Annotated in this window: 13 protein-coding genes; 8 read left to right on the forward strand and 5 right to left on the reverse strand. The window is 41.7% G+C overall.

The genetic code is table 11. From position 1 onward, the window contains the following. Window positions 1-74 precede the first annotated feature (74 nt). Both V7K60_RS25635 and V7K60_RS25640 read right to left on the reverse strand, forming a co-directional pair. A complete protein-coding gene (locus V7K60_RS25635) occupies window positions 75-2633 on the reverse strand; it encodes a COR domain-containing protein (protein ID WP_334929588.1) in 2559 nt (852 codons plus the stop codon). Window positions 2634-2800: 167 nt separating this feature from the next. Further along, window positions 2801-3337 (reverse strand): hypothetical protein, encoded by a 537-nt coding sequence (locus tag V7K60_RS25640; protein WP_334929590.1) that lies wholly within the window; start codon window positions 3335-3337, stop codon window positions 2801-2803. A gap of 345 nt (window positions 3338-3682) precedes the next feature. Here V7K60_RS25640 and V7K60_RS25645 point away from each other — a divergent pair, with 345 nt between their 5' ends. Then, window positions 3683-6484: an ATP-binding protein gene (locus V7K60_RS25645; RefSeq protein ID WP_334929592.1), complete on the forward strand. Its 2802-nt coding sequence runs from the start codon at window positions 3683-3685 to the stop codon at window positions 6482-6484. 195 nt (window positions 6485-6679) lie between these two features. Here the strand turns inward: V7K60_RS25645 and V7K60_RS25650 are convergent, their stop codons facing one another. Beyond that, complete coding sequence (locus V7K60_RS25650; protein ID WP_334929594.1) at window positions 6680-7693, reverse strand: ABC transporter ATP-binding protein; 1014 nt, start codon at window positions 7691-7693, stop codon at window positions 6680-6682. A gap of 160 nt (window positions 7694-7853) precedes the next feature. Here V7K60_RS25650 and V7K60_RS25655 point away from each other — a divergent pair, with 160 nt between their 5' ends. The 5 genes from V7K60_RS25655 (at window position 7854) to V7K60_RS25675 (ending at window position 13043) form a co-directional block, all read left to right on the forward strand. Continuing rightward, complete coding sequence (locus V7K60_RS25655; RefSeq protein ID WP_334929596.1) at window positions 7854-8858, forward strand: helix-turn-helix transcriptional regulator; 1005 nt, start codon at window positions 7854-7856, stop codon at window positions 8856-8858. 109 nt (window positions 8859-8967) lie between these two features. Next, entirely contained in the window at window positions 8968-11625 is a 2658-nt protein-coding gene (locus tag V7K60_RS25660) for a TonB-dependent siderophore receptor (protein WP_334929598.1), read from the forward strand. Between the two features lie 209 nt (window positions 11626-11834). Then, the gene (locus V7K60_RS25665; RefSeq protein ID WP_334929600.1) at window positions 11835-12038 is read left to right on the forward strand and encodes a hypothetical protein; all 204 of its coding nucleotides are present in this window, start codon (window positions 11835-11837) and stop codon (window positions 12036-12038) included. Continuing rightward, complete coding sequence (locus tag V7K60_RS25670) at window positions 12025-12447, forward strand: type II toxin-antitoxin system VapC family toxin (protein WP_334929602.1); 423 nt, start codon at window positions 12025-12027, stop codon at window positions 12445-12447. Before V7K60_RS25665 ends, V7K60_RS25670 begins: the two co-directional genes overlap by 14 nt. Before the next feature lie 23 nt (window positions 12448-12470). Then, the gene (locus V7K60_RS25675; RefSeq protein WP_334929604.1) at window positions 12471-13043 is read left to right on the forward strand and encodes a hypothetical protein; all 573 of its coding nucleotides are present in this window, start codon (window positions 12471-12473) and stop codon (window positions 13041-13043) included. 446 nt (window positions 13044-13489) lie between these two features. Here the strand turns inward: V7K60_RS25675 and V7K60_RS25680 are convergent, their stop codons facing one another. Both V7K60_RS25680 and V7K60_RS25685 read right to left on the reverse strand, forming a co-directional pair. Continuing rightward, window positions 13490-14578, reverse strand: a complete 1089-nt coding sequence (locus V7K60_RS25680) for an iron ABC transporter permease (RefSeq protein WP_334929606.1) — start codon at window positions 14576-14578, stop codon at window positions 13490-13492. Between the two features lie 2 nt (window positions 14579-14580). Continuing rightward, window positions 14581-15795 (reverse strand): ABC transporter substrate-binding protein, encoded by a 1215-nt coding sequence (locus V7K60_RS25685; protein WP_334929850.1) that lies wholly within the window; start codon window positions 15793-15795, stop codon window positions 14581-14583. Between the two features lie 161 nt (window positions 15796-15956). Between V7K60_RS25685 and V7K60_RS25690 the strand changes: the two genes are divergently transcribed. Further along, on the forward strand, window positions 15957-16106 hold the full coding sequence (locus tag V7K60_RS25690) for a hypothetical protein (RefSeq protein WP_334929608.1): 150 nt from the start codon (window positions 15957-15959) through the stop codon (window positions 16104-16106). Window positions 16107-16225: 119 nt separating this feature from the next. Next, window positions 16226-16516 (forward strand): type II toxin-antitoxin system RelE/ParE family toxin, encoded by a 291-nt coding sequence (locus V7K60_RS25695; protein WP_334929611.1) that lies wholly within the window; start codon window positions 16226-16228, stop codon window positions 16514-16516. Window positions 16517-16525: the final 9 nt, after the last annotated feature.

Raw genomic sequence — 16525 nt, forward strand, 5'->3', positions numbered from 1 at the left:
CAACAGCAAGATTTGATTCAAGGCTTAACTGGTTTTCATTGGTGGATTCAAATCGAGGCTTAATCATAAGTAATTTACCGAACATGATATAACTCATTATCAGCAATAAAGTCTGATGCTAAAAAATCGGGGCTAACCAATAATACTGCCACTTTTGCTGCTGCTAAAGCATTTTCAATTTCTTTGCGCCACTCAGCACCAGCCTGGATTTTGGTATCGTCCCACACAAGCATATTTTGGTTACGAATCATTGGCTTGAGGTGTTTCTGGAGTTTGGTAAGCCATTCCTGATCTTGATGACTATAGCTAATGAAAACTTGATTTCTGGTTATGGGTTCAGACATAAATATTTGCAGAGTTGGTGAGGTCGGTAAAACATCGTCAATTAGTTTGCGGACATCTACCATATCACCGCTATCTTGGCACTGAATTTGGTCGCGATTATTTTCTCGGAATTTGTACAACACGTCTCGGCGGTAAAAATGAGGCGTTTGACTATCCTTACAGCTTTCACAGTTACAGGGAACAAGTGTTTGATATTGCAGACGTTCGTAAGAGTTATGAATTTTTTCTAGTTCATGGATGATAACTGCTAGCCGTTCTTTCTTGTCTTTTCCTGCTACGCGGACTTTAATTTCTCGTTGATTGTAGTGTTCAATCACTTCAGCACGGGTTTGGTCTTTAGCAAGAACAACGCCTGTTTTCCAAACTAGGGTTTGTTGTTCAATATCGGAGTGCATTTCGACTATAAAGCGGGTGAGAATACCTTTCGGCATGAAGTCATATTTATAACGCAGGATTAGGTTATTGGATTCATCCCAATTGAAATCAGGTTGGTTGACAGAGAGTAATTGAGGTGCAATATAAGTGCCGGGACGACTAGGTATTTCGTAACACAGTTTAAATTTCATCATTAGCCGCAACAGTTCTGGTCGCATATTGGCATATTTGTTTTCGTGCCAAATATTTTTTAAATCATTGCGATCAAATTTACCCAGGTTTTGAATTACTTGTGGATTATCTAACACTTTGTAAACGGCATCTGTACCCCAAGTGGGCTTGAGAATCACGGTTTTTCTTAAAAAGTCATCATCTTGGAAGTGAAGGCATACACCTAAATCATGCAGATAGTCACTGAGTTGGAGTTTATCCTCCTGTTTAGTAAAACCGTGTTGCTCACAGATGTTTAGATATTCTTCCAAGCTAATATATTCGCGAGAGTTACCTTCTAAAGCTTCTCGCACTTTGACCCAGGTTTTAGGGAGTTCTATTCCTACATGAGGTAGGTTAGTAATATAACGTTTAATTTTATTTAAGATTTCTGGCAGACCGCGATCAGTGGCCAAGTTTGTAGTAAGTATTTCCTGAAAATTAGTGGATTCATGTCGTAACTCCCGCTCGTTTATTTCTCGTTTGCGCTCCTGCTTTTCATTTTTGACAATTAACAAAGGACTATTACCGCTCAGTAATTCAACCACATTTAACCAGTAGTAAAAATCTGTGTCTTCTTTGCGAGTATCAGCAACCAAGGCATAAAGAGAGCGTTTTGTAAGAAAAAATTGGTGGGTAGCATGATAAATTTCTTGACCACCAAAGTCCCAAATATTGACCTGAAATTCTCTGTTATTGTCAAGCAAGAACTTCCATTTAATAATATCAATGCCTTCGGTAGTATTTTCATCTTGTTGTAACGTATATTTTTTGTCTTGAATTTTTTTGGCTAGCGTAGTTTTACCTGCACCACCTTCTCCCACAATGAGTAATTTGGCTTCGTAGAGGCGATCGGTTTCTCGTTGCTGCCTGTAAAAGTTCAATATTGCTTTCAATCCTTTGCTTTCAATTTCTGGTGGAAGTGGTTCTAGGGAATTGTTGATAAGTTCAAGCCGGGTGAGATTGGTGAGTTGTCCAATTTCCGGTGGCAGACTGCTCAGTTGATTACTGGAGAGGTTGAGAGTTTGTAGGTTGGTGAGTTGGCCAATTTCCGGTGGCAGACTGCTCAGTTGATTACTGCGGAGGTCGAGGGTTTGCAGGTTGGTGAGTTGGCCAATTTCCGATGGCAGACTGCTCAATTGATTGTTGTAGAGGTTGAGGGTTTGCAGGTTGGTGAGTTGGCGAATTTCCGGTGGCAGACTGCTCAATTGATTGTTGTAGAGGTTGAGGATTTGCAGGTTGGTGAGTTGGTCAATTTCCGATGGCAGACTGCTCAGTTGATTACCGATGAGGTAGAGGGATTGCAGGTTGGTGAGTTGGCCAACTAAAGATGGCAGACTGCTCAGTTGATTACTGGAGAGGTTGAGAGTTTGCAGGTTGGTGAGTTGGCCAATTTCCGGTGGCAGACTGCTCAGTTGATTACTGTCGAGGTAGAGAGATTGCAGGTTGGTGAGTTGGGCAATTTCCGATGGCAGACTGCTCAGTTGATTGTTGTAGAGGTTGAGGGTTTGCAAGTTGGTGAGTTGGCCAATTTCTGGTGGCAGACTGCTCAGTTGATTGTTGTAGAGGTAGAGGGTTTGCAAGTTGGTGAGTTGGCCAATTTTCGGTGGCAGCGTTGTTAAACCTCTGCCAGAAAGGTCTAATTTTGTCAGCTTTTTTCTGGCAGCTTGTTCAATAATTTGCGGCAGTTCTTCGTTAATCATTTCGGGTTTTACAGAGGCAATGCTTGACGATGATTTGCTGCTTGGACGCGCAGCAGAGAAATTGAGCTAATTAATAATGTAGTCTGTATGAAGGATTGCATTGTGGCAATATGCGTTAGCGTAGCTCGTCGTATACATCGCAGGCTCCTACGCCTCTAGACTCGACCTCAAAACCTCACCATTCCACCTGTGAACACCAACTGTCGGGCAAAAAGGGCGATCGCTCCACCTGTGAACACCAATTGTCGAGCAAAAAGGGCGATCGTTCCACCTTTGAACACCAACTGTCGAGCAAAAAGGGCGATCGTTTCACCTTTGAACACCAACTGTCGAGCAAAAAGGGCGATCGCTCCACCTTTGAACACCAATTGTCGAGCAAAAAGGGCGATCGCTCCACCTTTGAACACCAACTGTCGAGCAAAAAGGGCGATCGCTCCACTTCTGAACACCAACTGTCGAGCAAAAAGGGCGATCGTTCCACCTATGAACACCAACTGTCGAGCAAAAAGGGCGATCGTTTCACCTGTGAACACCAACTGTCGAGCAAAAAGGGCGATCGCTCCACCTTTGAACACCAATTGTCGAGCAAAAAGGGCGATCGTTCCACCTATGAACACCAACTGTCGAGCAAAAAGGGCGATCGTTTCACCTCTGAACACTAATTGTCGAGTCAAAAGAGCGTAGGCGTAGCCCGTCGTAGACACCGCACCTTTAAGCTAAATTATGGTGTTAGAGGATGTTTTAAAAGTCCTATTGTCAGTATCAAAACGTTCTAGATTCTCCTAAATGCACGCCACTTGCTCATGGGGGTCTCCCCAAATGGAGCGACTAGCGTCGGTTAGGGGGGATCAATAAGTGCCTAAAATCACAGCCAAACACTTTTAAAACATCCTCTTAATAAATGCTTGTGTTATAAAGGTAATTTTCTCTGGTGATATACTCAACATCTAAGTATGATTCTGAGCAGAAAGTTTTTGTTCAGAACATTTACGAGATGGGAACTCTAGCTAATAAGCTTAATTACAGTATCCCACCTAACACTGCCAATCATGTCCCATCCTGCTCACTCCACATTGGGCCAATCTTCTTACCCTCGCTTGCCTAGAAGCCTAAGTGCTGTTGAAAGTTGGGGCTTTGGTTTGACAGCTCATATTTCTTGGACAGCATTGGTTCCAGCGATTCATGCTGCTCTCGGTTCCCAAGCTATTTTTGTCTGGATACCTGCGGTGATTTTCGGAATGCTGCTCAACTATCAGGTAAAACGCTTAGGTATGCATTTCATCAATGTAGCTGGAGGAACACCTAACTATGCTACCAAGCTACTGCAAAACTACCCAGGACTAGCTCGTTATGCAGCAATTGGATACCTCCTCAATTGGGTTTCTTACCTGTCAGTGAATACAATCGTACTCAGAGATTTAATTAAAGTAAATTTAGAGACGCTGGGTATTACCTGTCCAGACATATTTCTGGATATTAGCTTTACACTATTGCCCTTTATCGTGGCGTTTAGTGGGACTCGCGCCCTGAGTATTTTACATTTGTTTTTTGTAATTCCAGCCTTTGGACTGCTAATGACCTTCTGTATCCAAGGTCTTGGCTGGTTAGCGTTTTCTCCGGTGAGTCCTGGGTTTTTTCCTAGCAGTTGGTCATCTTTGAGCTTTGTAGATTGGGCAAAGTGGTTCTTTTTCGTCACTTATGCAACCTATAGCTGTGAAACGGCTTCTTCCTTTGTCGCCGATAGCCGCAACCCCACTCAAACGCTACGGTTTCTAGATGTTGCAGCCTGGATGATGCCACCCATATTTTGGGGAGGGTCTTGGGTAGTGATGCGGTTAGCAACAAATCCCAACCTTAAAGACAATGCTTTTCTGAATCTTGCGGCAGCTTCCCTGCCCTTTTGGGGAAGATTCACTGGTGTAAGTGTTTCTTTTTTGCTAGTAGCTGCTTGTCTTTTAGGTTCGGCAACGGTGGTTTCTAATTGCCCGCGAATTTTGTATCAACTGGCGTTAGATAACCACATTTCACCAGTATTTTCTGTGGTTTCCCGTCGGGGTGTGTTTGTCCCAGCATTGACATTAACACTGGTGTTGTGCTTAATCTATCTGATTTGGGGAGATGTGGCGCGAATCGTGGCTGTTGGTAACATCGGTTGGTTTGTCTCCTTTATGTTACTGCATCTGGGGCTTTGGCTTCGGCGCGATCGCCCGGAAGTTTTGTTTCCTCGCATATCTCTGGCCATTCTGCTATTAGAAGTTGTGGTGCTGTTGGTGGGCGGATTTGCCTGGGGTTGGCTCAACTTTCTCATTGGGCTATTATTTCCCATTGGTGTTATGGGAATAGATGCGATGATTCGCCGTGTGAATTTCCCTGCATTCCATCCTGATTGGTGGATGCGGCGATATCGCACGCGCCCTGTGGTAATCATCAAAGATTCAGTAATTCTTCAGGTGAGCATCCTGATTTTTTTACTGTGCAGCGCCGTGGCAGTTGGCTGGTTATTTGGTGTCAAACTTAATAAAGTGGCAACTGCGGGCGGTGAGAATATATTTGTGGTGCTACTGATGAGTGTGGCATTTGTGGGAGTAGCGATCGCCTGTTGGACAAGTTTACCTCAAGTGGTAGCGATCGCAGAAGCCAGAGTTGCTGCCGAACACCTGTTTACTGTCGCCCAGGACGGTATTTTAGTCGTAGATAATCAAGGCATTATCCGGCAAGCTAACCCAGCCACCGAATCGTTCTTTGGTGTCAACCCATCTGAGTTGTGGGGAAATCACCTCAATAAATGGCTACCTGCATTAGTCTACTATCCAGAGCAGTGGACAAAGCGTAGCGAACAAATCCTAATTGGTAATGGGAAAAACAGAACTCTGGAAGTTTCCATCTCAGATAGGCCCCATCAGGATTTTCAGGAATATGTCGTCATTCTCCACGACATTACCCAGCGCAAACAAGCAGAGCAGATATTGCGATACTCAGAAGCCCAATTGCGCCAAGAAGCAAAGCAGCTAGTATCTCAACTGGTGCATAGTGAAAAAATGTCCAGTTTGGGGCAGTTAGTAGCAGGTGTAGCGCATGAAATTAACAACCCAATCAATTTTATTTATGGCAATGTCGGCTATGCCAATCAATATATCCAAGATTTATTGAGACTGCTGCAATTATACCAGAAAAACTATCCTAATCCAGCAAAGGAAATTCAACAAGAAACAGAAGCGATCGACTTAGATTTTCTGATTGCAGACTTGCCCAACTTGCTAACTTCTATGACAGTTGGTGCAGAACGAATCACAGAAATTGTCTTATCGCTGCGAAACTTTTCCCGGTTAGATGACGCAGAAATGAAAGCTGTGAATATCCATGAGGGTATAGATAATACGTTGATGATTCTGGAACATCGCCTCAAACCTAAATCTAACAATCTAGCAATTGAGGTCATTAAAGAGTACAGCGACCTGCCATTAGTAGAATGTTATGCTGGACAACTCAATCAAGTATTTATGAATCTTCTCGCAAATGCAATCGATGCTCTAGAAGAGTCATTAGTCATTAGTCATTCTTCATTTGCAACCGACAAAGGACAAATTCGCATTCACACTCAACTCATTAACCAAAAGCAAGTAGTTATTCGCATTGGCGACAACGGTTTGGGTATTCCAGAAGATATACAAAAACGTTTATTTGAACCATTCTTTACTACTAAACCAATTGGTAAAGGTACTGGATTAGGTTTATCTATTAGTTACCAGATTATCACTCAAAAACATCGGGGAAAATTACAATGTATTTCTGCTCCTGGCCAGGGGACAGAATTTGTAATTGTAATTCCGTTAAACCAGCAAGCTATCTAATTGTTAATATCATCTTAGGTAGTTAAATTTTTAACCGAAGTAAAATGACTAACTTTGGTTGAAAAGAGAAAAAGCCGCTGCTCAAAATTAATAATGGTGATATAGCTTATACTAATCGACTGCGAAGATTGCCATTAGAACATCAACTAATTTTTGCATTTACTACTCTTGCTATTTCCCTTGGATGCAATGCTTCTATAAAGAATTCAAAAAATTAATCATTTCATACAATGAATGATAAGTATATACAGTCTGGCTGTTTGTGATTTTCCACAAAACTTGTTTATAGTTGGATATCACTTCTACTGAGATTGGTAAGCTATTTTGAGTTTGATTAACTTGGAAGCCTGCACGTTTTAAAGCACGAATAGTCCATATTGCTGTAATCCCCTCACCTATCAAATTAATTTCTCCTTTATGGGATGTATGGAGATGAAATTCCCCAGAAGCAACATCAAACTCTACACCTTCACTCTCGAAAGTATCAGCAAAAGCACCACTCAACACCAAATCTTCTGGGGCGCCAACGTGTAAAATACCATTAGTTGATAGTAGCCAAACTTTATCAGCAAGACGCAGAGCTAAATTTAAATCGTGAGTTGAAAGGAGAATCGCTTGATTGGTTTCTCGTGCTAACTGACGCAACAATTGCATAATTTCTACCCGTCGTGGTAAATCGAGAAATGCTGTTGGCTCATCAAGTAACATAATAATAGGTGACTGAGCTAACGCACGCGCAATCATAATTTTTTGGCGTTCACCATCACTTAATTCGCTAACTTGGCGTTGTGCTAAGTGTACTGCTCCTACAGATTTTATTGCCCAATTGACTATTGCTTCATCTTCGGGTGTCAAATTTCCCCACCAGTCAGTATAAGGATATCGCCCCAGAGTGACCAAAGTGTAGGCTGATAGTATTCCGACATCAACTTTTTCGGTGAGTACCAAGCTCAGACGTTTGGCTAATTCTTGTGGTGCTAACTTGTAAATATTTTCGCCTAAGAGTCTTACTTCACCCACGATTGGAGGTTGCATTCCGGCGAGCGATCGCAGTAATGTAGATTTACCCGCACCATTGGGGCCAAGTAAACAAACCAGTTCCCCCGCTTGCAGAGATACAGAAATATCAGATGCAACACACCGAACAGTTTTTTGGGATGTCTTGTAACCAATAGTCAAGTTGTGAGTTGTGAGAATTGAGTTACTCATTATCGGAATAATACACTTGATCAATTCATAGCGATCTGTTTCTAAATACTGTACAAGCGTGATTTTTTGGAAAGATTGCTAACAAATATCATTAATCTAACTTGTATAAGGTTGAGGAAATAGTGATAATTAATCTCAATAAGTTTTAGTTTGATTAATCATGACCATTATTATTTCAGCACAAGCGCAAGATGAACTCTTTGAAAAAATTGACGGAACCCCACAAAGTAACGATCCTGATGATGAGTTAGATGTGACCTGCAAGTATCCCCAGGCATCGGGAGAAGGACATTATCGACGAGTTAAATTACGGCAAAGCTTGGTATTGGACATTCACAGCCATCAGCACTGTGACAATCTGATCATAAAACGCATTGACCATCCACATCCCCTAGAGTTTTGGTTTATGCTTTCAGGACACTGGAGGGAAAGCTCTCCTTGGGCAGTTAATGAGACGGAAGCCGGACAGTACGGTTTTCACGGCAGTGGCATGATTGTTAAAGGAGAAGATGAGTTTTCTGAGGGATGGCAACTTTCGATGAGTGTAACTTTTGAACCAGAATTGTTGCAGTCCTTCATCGGCAATTCTTCCGGGGAACTACCAAAAGCATTACAACATTTAGTGCGTGAGCCTAACCAACCCCTCCACTTTCGCTCCAACCTCATGACTCCGATGATGCAATATAATGTGCAGCGTATATTGCATTGTCCTTATCAGGGTATCATCAAGCGCACGTACCTGGAAGGCAAAGCGCTGGAACTATTAGCACTGCTGCTGGAACAAGAAGCAGAAATTCAGATGGGAAGCCGGACACCCAAGCCGCTAAAGTCGGGAACATTAGAGCGGATTCTCTATGCCAGAGATTTGCTATTGCAACAGCTAGACAATCCACCTTCAACCGCAGAACTGGCACGCCTAGTCAAACTCAATGAGTATGCACTCAAGCGCGGGTTTCTACAGGTCTTCGGCAAGCCTTTGTTTGCTTATCTCCATGATTACCGCTTAGAACAGGCGCGTCAATTGCTGGAAATTGGAGAAATGAAAGTGAGTGAAGTTGCCCAGAAAATCGGCTTCGCCAGTCGGAATCACTTTGCTGCTGCTTTTAGAAAAAAATTTGGTGTAAACCCTAAAGAGTACTTGATGCAACGCAAACACTTCTTTTAGCGACCAAAAAAAACTCCCGCTAGAGACCAAAACAGCTTTCTCATGGCACTAGATTACTGATAGTGTTTGTTGAAAAGAATTCTTGTTTGGGTTTGGTGTGGGGCAAGAAATGAAACGAAAGCTGTTGAAGACTTTATTACTAACAAGTTATGTTTGGCTTTGGGGTACAATCAGCGCAGCTGCTACTGAAATACTCAAACAAGAGGTACAGAGTAAATCTGTAGCATCGGTACTACGCAATTCTTGGTCAATTAGAGAGATTCGCCAACTCAGTGAGATAGAGCGTCCCAGCACTAGCGCTCAACAATTGCTAGTGCAGTTGCCAACACCACAAACCACACCCGCGCCGACAATTCAAATAACGGGGGTGAAAGCCAATCCCACCGACAAAGGTGTGGAGATAATTTTAGAGACCCCGCTTGGGACTCAACTGCAAGTCACAAATCGCAGTACAGGCAATAATTTTATTGCAGATGTATCTGGCGGGCAATTGCGTTTACCGTCGGGCGAGGCTTTTACATTTCGTTCGGAAAAACCGCTTGGGGAAATTACTGAAATAACAGTTACGAATATTGATGCAAATACTGTGCGGGTGACGGTGGTAGGTGTTGCAGCTATGCCCACAGTTGAGTTATTTGATGATAATGCAGGGTTGGTTTTTGGGGTAGCATCTGCTGCAACGGCGACACAGCCACCCCAGCCACCCCAAACGCCTGCTAGTGAGACACCCCAAGAGGAACCAGCAGCACAGCAGGATGAGCCGATTGAATTGGTGGTGACGGGTGAGCAAGATAGGTATAACGTACCAGATGCGTCAACTGCAACGCATACGGATACACCCTTACGCGACATTCCCCAATCGATTCAAGTTATACCCCGACAGGTGCTAGAAGATCGCAAGCCAAGAAACTTGAATGAGGCCGTGGAAACAGTCAGTGGCGTAGTTGATGGTTCAACCTTTATGGGTTCGCCTGGTGGAGGCAGAATCATCAGAGGATTCTTTGCGGAAGGAAATCTCCGCAACGGCTATCCACAAGGTAATTTCAACACCTTGACACCCATTGGGACGATTGAGCAAGTGGAAGTTCTAAAAGGACCTGCCTCGGTTCTATTCGGTGCTCTAGAGCCTGGTGGGATCATCAACACTGTTACCAAACAACCCCTAAGTGAACCCTATTACAAACTTGGATTTGAGGCAGGAAGTTATGGATATTATCAGCCCAGTATCGATTTCTCCGGACCCTTAAATGCGGATAAAACCCTGCTTTACCGCTTGATTGCTGGCTATGAAGGGTCAAACAATATTCAAGAGTTTGTCAACACCAACCTGACCACGATCGCACCCTCAATCACCTGGAAATTGGGAGATCGAACAGAACTGAATCTGTACTATGAATACATTCACTGGTTTGCAAATCCTCCTAGAAGTTTTGTTACGGTCAAGAGCGATGGTAGCTTGACACCTCGGAGCCTCTACACTGGCTATCCTGATTTCTACTTGTTCAATATCTATAATCATAAAATTGGCTACACGCTAAAGTATGAACTTACTGGCAACTGGCAGATTCGTAATAATGTTGCTGTAACGCTTACTAGTTATACCCGAAACGAATCTTATCCCAACAACATCGTGGACGATCGCTTCCTAACCGACTATGACACTTTAGAGACTGAGAATACAGAAAATAACTATTTTGGACAAATCGACTTGCTTGGGAAGTTTAATACCGGATCGATTTCACACCAACTCTTAGTGGGCTTTGATATCAAGCGCAATGTTGGAGATTTTATAGGTACTCGACCTCTAACAAATGTACCTCCTTTAGATATTTTGAACCCAAACTACGATATTCCAAGACCCGAATTTGTTCCGAACTTTAGGAATCTGAACACGATTCAATCTTACGGGGTCTACCTTCAAGATCAGATCGCGTTTAGCGATAACCTAAAACTCCTGATTGGTGGTCGTTATGATTGGGTGTCAAATGAAGCTGAAACAATAGGAAATGGAATTGATGAGCCAGTCCAAAAGGATAGCGCCTTCAGTCCCCGGATTGGCTTGGTGTATCAACCCAGCAAAACGGTTTCTCTCTATGCCAGTTACAGTCGCTCTTTTCTCCAGACCACAGGATCCAACCCGGAAGGTTCCAACTTAACTCTGAGTGCAGTTGAACCGACGAGGGGAACCCAATATGAAGTCGGTGTCAAAACAGATTTTCTAGACGGCAAGCTTTCGGCAACGTTAGCCGCTTATCAACTCACCAAGACGAATGTTCTAACCACCGATCCGGCTAACCCGCGATTTTTCTTTCAGACTGGAGAGCTACAGAGTCGAGGGATTGAGTTGGATGTTACAGGTGAGATTTTGCCTGGTTGGAACGTAATCGCGTCCTATGCCTACACCGATGGAGAAGTTACTAAGGATAAAAACATTTTTCTTGTGGGTAATCGATTGGAAGACGTGCCAGAGCATCAAGCGAGTCTTTGGACAACATATAAGATTCAGACGGGCGATTTCAAAGGGTTGGGATTTGGACTGGGGCTGTTTTATGTGGGTGAGAAGCAAGGCGATTTGGCGAACTCGTTTACACTCCGAGATTACTTCCGTACTGATGCAGCGCTTTACTATCGGAAAGATGGTTTTAATGCAGCGATCAATATCCGTAATCTATTTGATATAGATTATGCAAACTTCGCCTACGGTAGAACCACTGCTCAAAGAGATGCGCCCTTGACAATTGTTGGTTCCATCAGTTGGGAGTTTTAAGGCAGTGCGACACGTTTCCTCGAAACTAGCGTTAGCCAGAGGACATGAGTTGATGAAGGAGCAATTTCATAGTAGTTTTGCCCTTGTTGGGCAGGGAAACTTAGGCGGTGATCGGCTGTGAAATATGAGTAATGAGGTAAGCAAGATGTTGATTTCCTTAACACCTGAACAAATTCAGCGCATCCAGCAGCAACTTCATACAGGTCATTATGTTCAGTGCTGCCGAGGTGATTGATGAGGCCTTGAAACTGCTCGAAGCCAGCACAGACAAGCCTCGGCGCGGTAAGAAGATACTAGAAATATTTGAGGAAACGGGGTTTCTCGGCTCACTTCCAGAGGCTGATCCAGACCTTTCTAGTAATTACAAGTCCATTGTTCGCATTGAAATTGGGTCGCAAAATGATTCTTGCTGATACAGGATTTTTTGTCGCTATTGCCAGTATAAAGGATCGATATCATTCTCTAGCAATTACTGCCCTGGAAACGATCAATGAGCCAATCCTTACTACTTACCCAGTTATCACTGAAACTTGCTACTTACTATTAAGAGAAGGATGTAGCAAAGTTCCGCCCAGATTTCTCAGGAACTTCATCAAAAGCAAATACTTGACGATATTTAATTTAGAAATTGTTCATTTACAGCGAATTGCAGAGTTGATGGAAACCTATGGTGATACACCAATGGATTTTGCCGATACTTCTTTAGTCGTTCTAGCAGAACATCTTGGAGAAGGTCGAATTCTCAGCAGTGACAGGCGAGACTTTTCGATATCGATGGCAGAACAGCATCAGTTTAGTAATTTGATGTTTTCAAATAGTTAACAATTAGTTTCAGGAATCTTGAAATGATTAAACGATTTTCTCAGGTTTGTTTGGTTACGTTGGCTATTTTTGCTTTCCCTTATCAATATACCCAAGCGATTGAGACTCAAATTCTTTCTCCGAATGCTTATAAAGTTCCTTATTTGGGATATGACGGCGTTTTTTTTCTGAATACGGAGAGTAATAGTTCCATGAAAGACCCGCGCAATCCCAAACGGATTGTGATTGAAAAAATGGATAAGTTTAGCTTCTACAAAGATACCGAGGGAAAAACATCTATTGCCCGCAACTGTTATTATGCTTACGTGGGGGCTGTAGGTGATTCCAAGTATTACCCAGAATACAAAACAGCTGTCTGGGATTTATTTGAACTAGAAAAAGATGAAAGTAAAGACCCCGCTTGTAACCAGTTCAAGTATCTAACTTTCCAAGTTCCTCACGGTGACCCAAGTCACATGCACTTTCGCTATGGAGATGACAAATCGAGCTTTCAAACGCTGGTAAACATGAGCAATGATGCGGAAGATAAGGCGAAATTCAATCCTTGGTGGACTACTTATTGCGGTGGTGGTAGGACTAGTTGTGGTAAGGACTAATAGCATCAATTCTTGTCAATAACACAAGCGCGATCGCTTGCTGATAAAATGGCGATCGCTCATTTTTTTTGAATTCCAAAATCTTTATTAGAATCATCTATGAGTGAACTCAGCTTTTTTAAACGCAGAGGTACACGCAGTAATACCAATTCTGTATGAAGATGCACCGTATATGAGGAACGAACCGCATTCTCTGCGAGAGGCTGACGCCAACGCGCAGCGGACGCACCAGAAGGGCGCATTCGCGCAGCGTCTCCAAAAGTTGGACACAAAGAAATAAATAAATAAGAACTCGAGAAAATTTAGCGCAGCCTCACAAAGAAATGGTATTAGTACACCATTCCATTAATTCGTAGCTAATAAATTGGGCAAACCTCTGCGCTTTCCTTAGCGTTCATCTGCGTTTAAAAACGCTACAATTTTACGCAAAGCTGTACTTAGTTTGCTCATGACGGAAAAGATTTTTGGGAATTACGCCGCAGAATTACCCAAGTCACAACAGGAGTTCCAATTAAAGCAGTAACAGCATTTAAAGGTAAAACCACCTGACTTACCGCAAGTTGAGAAAACAAATCTGCAAACAATGCTAAGATTGCACCCATCATTGTTACACTAGGAATTAATATTCGATGGTCGGAAGTATTGAACAGACTACGACAAAGATGAGGAATTGCTACACCTAAAAATGCTATGGGGCCACAAAAAGCGGTAATTGCTCCAGCTAATATAGACGCACTCGTAATAATAGAAAATCTAGTTTTCTGCACCGTTAAACCTAAACTACGTGCATAAGATTCACCAAGTAAAAGTGCATTTAGAGATTTTGATTGCAACACTGCTCCCAATAAACTCAAAAGTATCACAGGAATTAAAACAACTAACTGTTTCCAAGTCACCCCAGCAAAACTACCAAACGTCCACATAATATAACTTTGAATGCGTTCTTTTGAGCTAAACTGCAACAAAATACTTACTATTGCACTAGTAGCATAACCAAACAATAAACCTAAAATCAGTAACGTCATTGTATCTTGCACTCGGCGAGAAACAACTAACATCATGCCTAACACTGACGCTGCACCGAGACTTGCAGCTATGACTAAACCAAAATCACTAATTATTCCCAAATCTGCTAATAATGTTGGTGTCGTAGCACTTGCCGTCAGCACAACTAACGCTACACCTAAACTTGCGCCAGAACTAATACCCAATACAAAAGGCCCAGCTAAGGGATTTTTAAATAGGGTTTGCATTTGTAAGCCACTCACACCTAAAGCCGCACCCGCTAAAGTTGCAGTTAAAGCTTTAGGTAGGCGAAATTTGATAATAATATGAGTCCATGTAACTTTTTCTGGTTCTTGTCCGAGCAAAATTTTTATTACTTCATTCAGGGGAATATCAACTGAACCTAAAGCTAAGTCTAATAAAAAAGCCAAGATTAAACTTATAAGTATAATTAAGAAAATAATAATTTTGACAAATGGAGTTTTTGGGGTTACTAAGGGGGTTTGAAATTTATATTTTTTGCTTAACATTATTAACTAAGTTTGTGATAATAAAATAAATGATGGTTATGTAATATCTCTGGATGTAGTATTTTAATCAAGTCAGATAAAACCATATCTGGGTTACTAATTCCGCCTTCCCAATAATCATTACCTCCACTTTCATTAACACGGGCATTATTATTGTAAAGATTGCCTGTTTTCACAGCCTTAAAATCAGTATAGCGATTATCTTCTACGACTAAATCCTTTAAATAATTCCAAGATTGGCTAAAATTCAACCAGTAATCAGCATTGGCTGCACGTTCCAAAACAACTTCAAAAGATAAAGGTAAACTACCAGAGGATTTATCATCACTCCAGAGATAGTTTGCTCCGGCGTCAGCCAGATATTTAGCTACATAACTTTTGCCTCCAGGCATATACCAAGTTCCTTTAAAATTGAATCCCACGAATACAGTTGGACGATTTTTTACAGATTTAGCTTTTTGAGCTACTCGTTCATATTTATTGGCAATTTCACTAAAGATTTTTTCTGCTTGCTCGTCTTTATTAAAAAACAGAGCCGTAAATTTTAACCATTCGCTTCTTCCCAGTGGTGTGTCTTCCATATATTCAGAATTTATCCCCACTTTCAAACCCGCCTCTGTGAGTTTGGCATAACTATCAGTTTGGGAATTTCCAGTACCAAAAGTTGTTACTAAGTCAGGATTTAATTCTAGTACTTTCTCTATATCCACATTTGAATTATCACCTAATTGTGTTACTTTTCCGACTTTAATTCTCTCGACTACATCAGGAGTATTGACTTGTTTACTATTACTAATACCAATCAGTTTATCAACTACACCTAATTTGGCTAAGTGGGGTAAATGAGTAGTAGATAGAGAAACTATGGAATTAATAGGAACTGTAACTATCTGTGCTTGATTAAATCCTTTTGGTGTGGGAGTTCCACATTGGACTAAAACATATTGAAAACCTGTGTTAGTCTTCTGCCAAGGATTTTTTATCTTGACGATTTTGTAGTGTTTATGATACTCTACTGCGAAGCCTGTTGCATGAATAATCTTAATTTTATTAGGGAAGTAATCAGTATTGGAGTCATATTTTTGAATACAGCTGTTATTATTGGTATTTATAGATGTGTTAATTGCTCTACTATGGCAAGCAATTACTAAAGTCACAATGAGAAAAACCTGGCACAAAAAAATAATTTTGGAATGAGACAATTTGACAAAATTCATATTATCTAATTTTTTATCTATCAGTGGGTAGTGGTGTTCAATAACTTTATTTATTTTCACCAAATATTCGTTTGTAGGTTGAATGAAGGCTTACACGCTAAAATAGTAGATGTAGTTATACTTAAAAGCTAAGGAATATCAATATTGATATACCTGATGAGATGCGCCTTTATGTCGAGGCACAATTGATGACAGGTACTTACAACAGCATTGGCGAGTATTTTCTAGACTTGGTGCAGCAAGACAAAAAACGTAAGGCGCAAACGAAGTTAGAAATGCTTTTACTTGAAGGTATTAACTCGGACACTTAGGAAGTAACACCAGAATATTGGCAAAATTTGCGTTCTGCGGTTTTAGATGAAAATAGTACAGCAACACAAAGCGACGCATGAGCTATAAGTTAGTTGTCAGAGACCAAACAACGTAAGATTTGCGGCAGCAGGCAAATTACATATTGGTCAATGCAAATGCAGATGTAGCGGTGAAATTTCTTCTGGCGGCAGAAATGACATTTGCTCAGTTGGCAAAAACTCCCAGTATAGGAAAGGTGACGCAGTTGGTTGTATCTAAATTGGGCGAAATCAGGCAATGGCGCATCAAAGATTTTAAGGATTACCTGATTTTTTATCGGATTCAGGATGCTACTGTTGAGATTCATCGGGTATTTCATGGAGCAAGAGATTTGGCAGATGTACTCAGCGAATTAGATGAAGATTTTTAACCGCAGTTT

Origin of the sequence: Nostoc sp., from assembly GCF_036917555.1 — a bacterium.
Taxonomy (GTDB): Bacteria; Cyanobacteriota; Cyanobacteriia; order Cyanobacteriales; family Nostocaceae; genus Nostoc.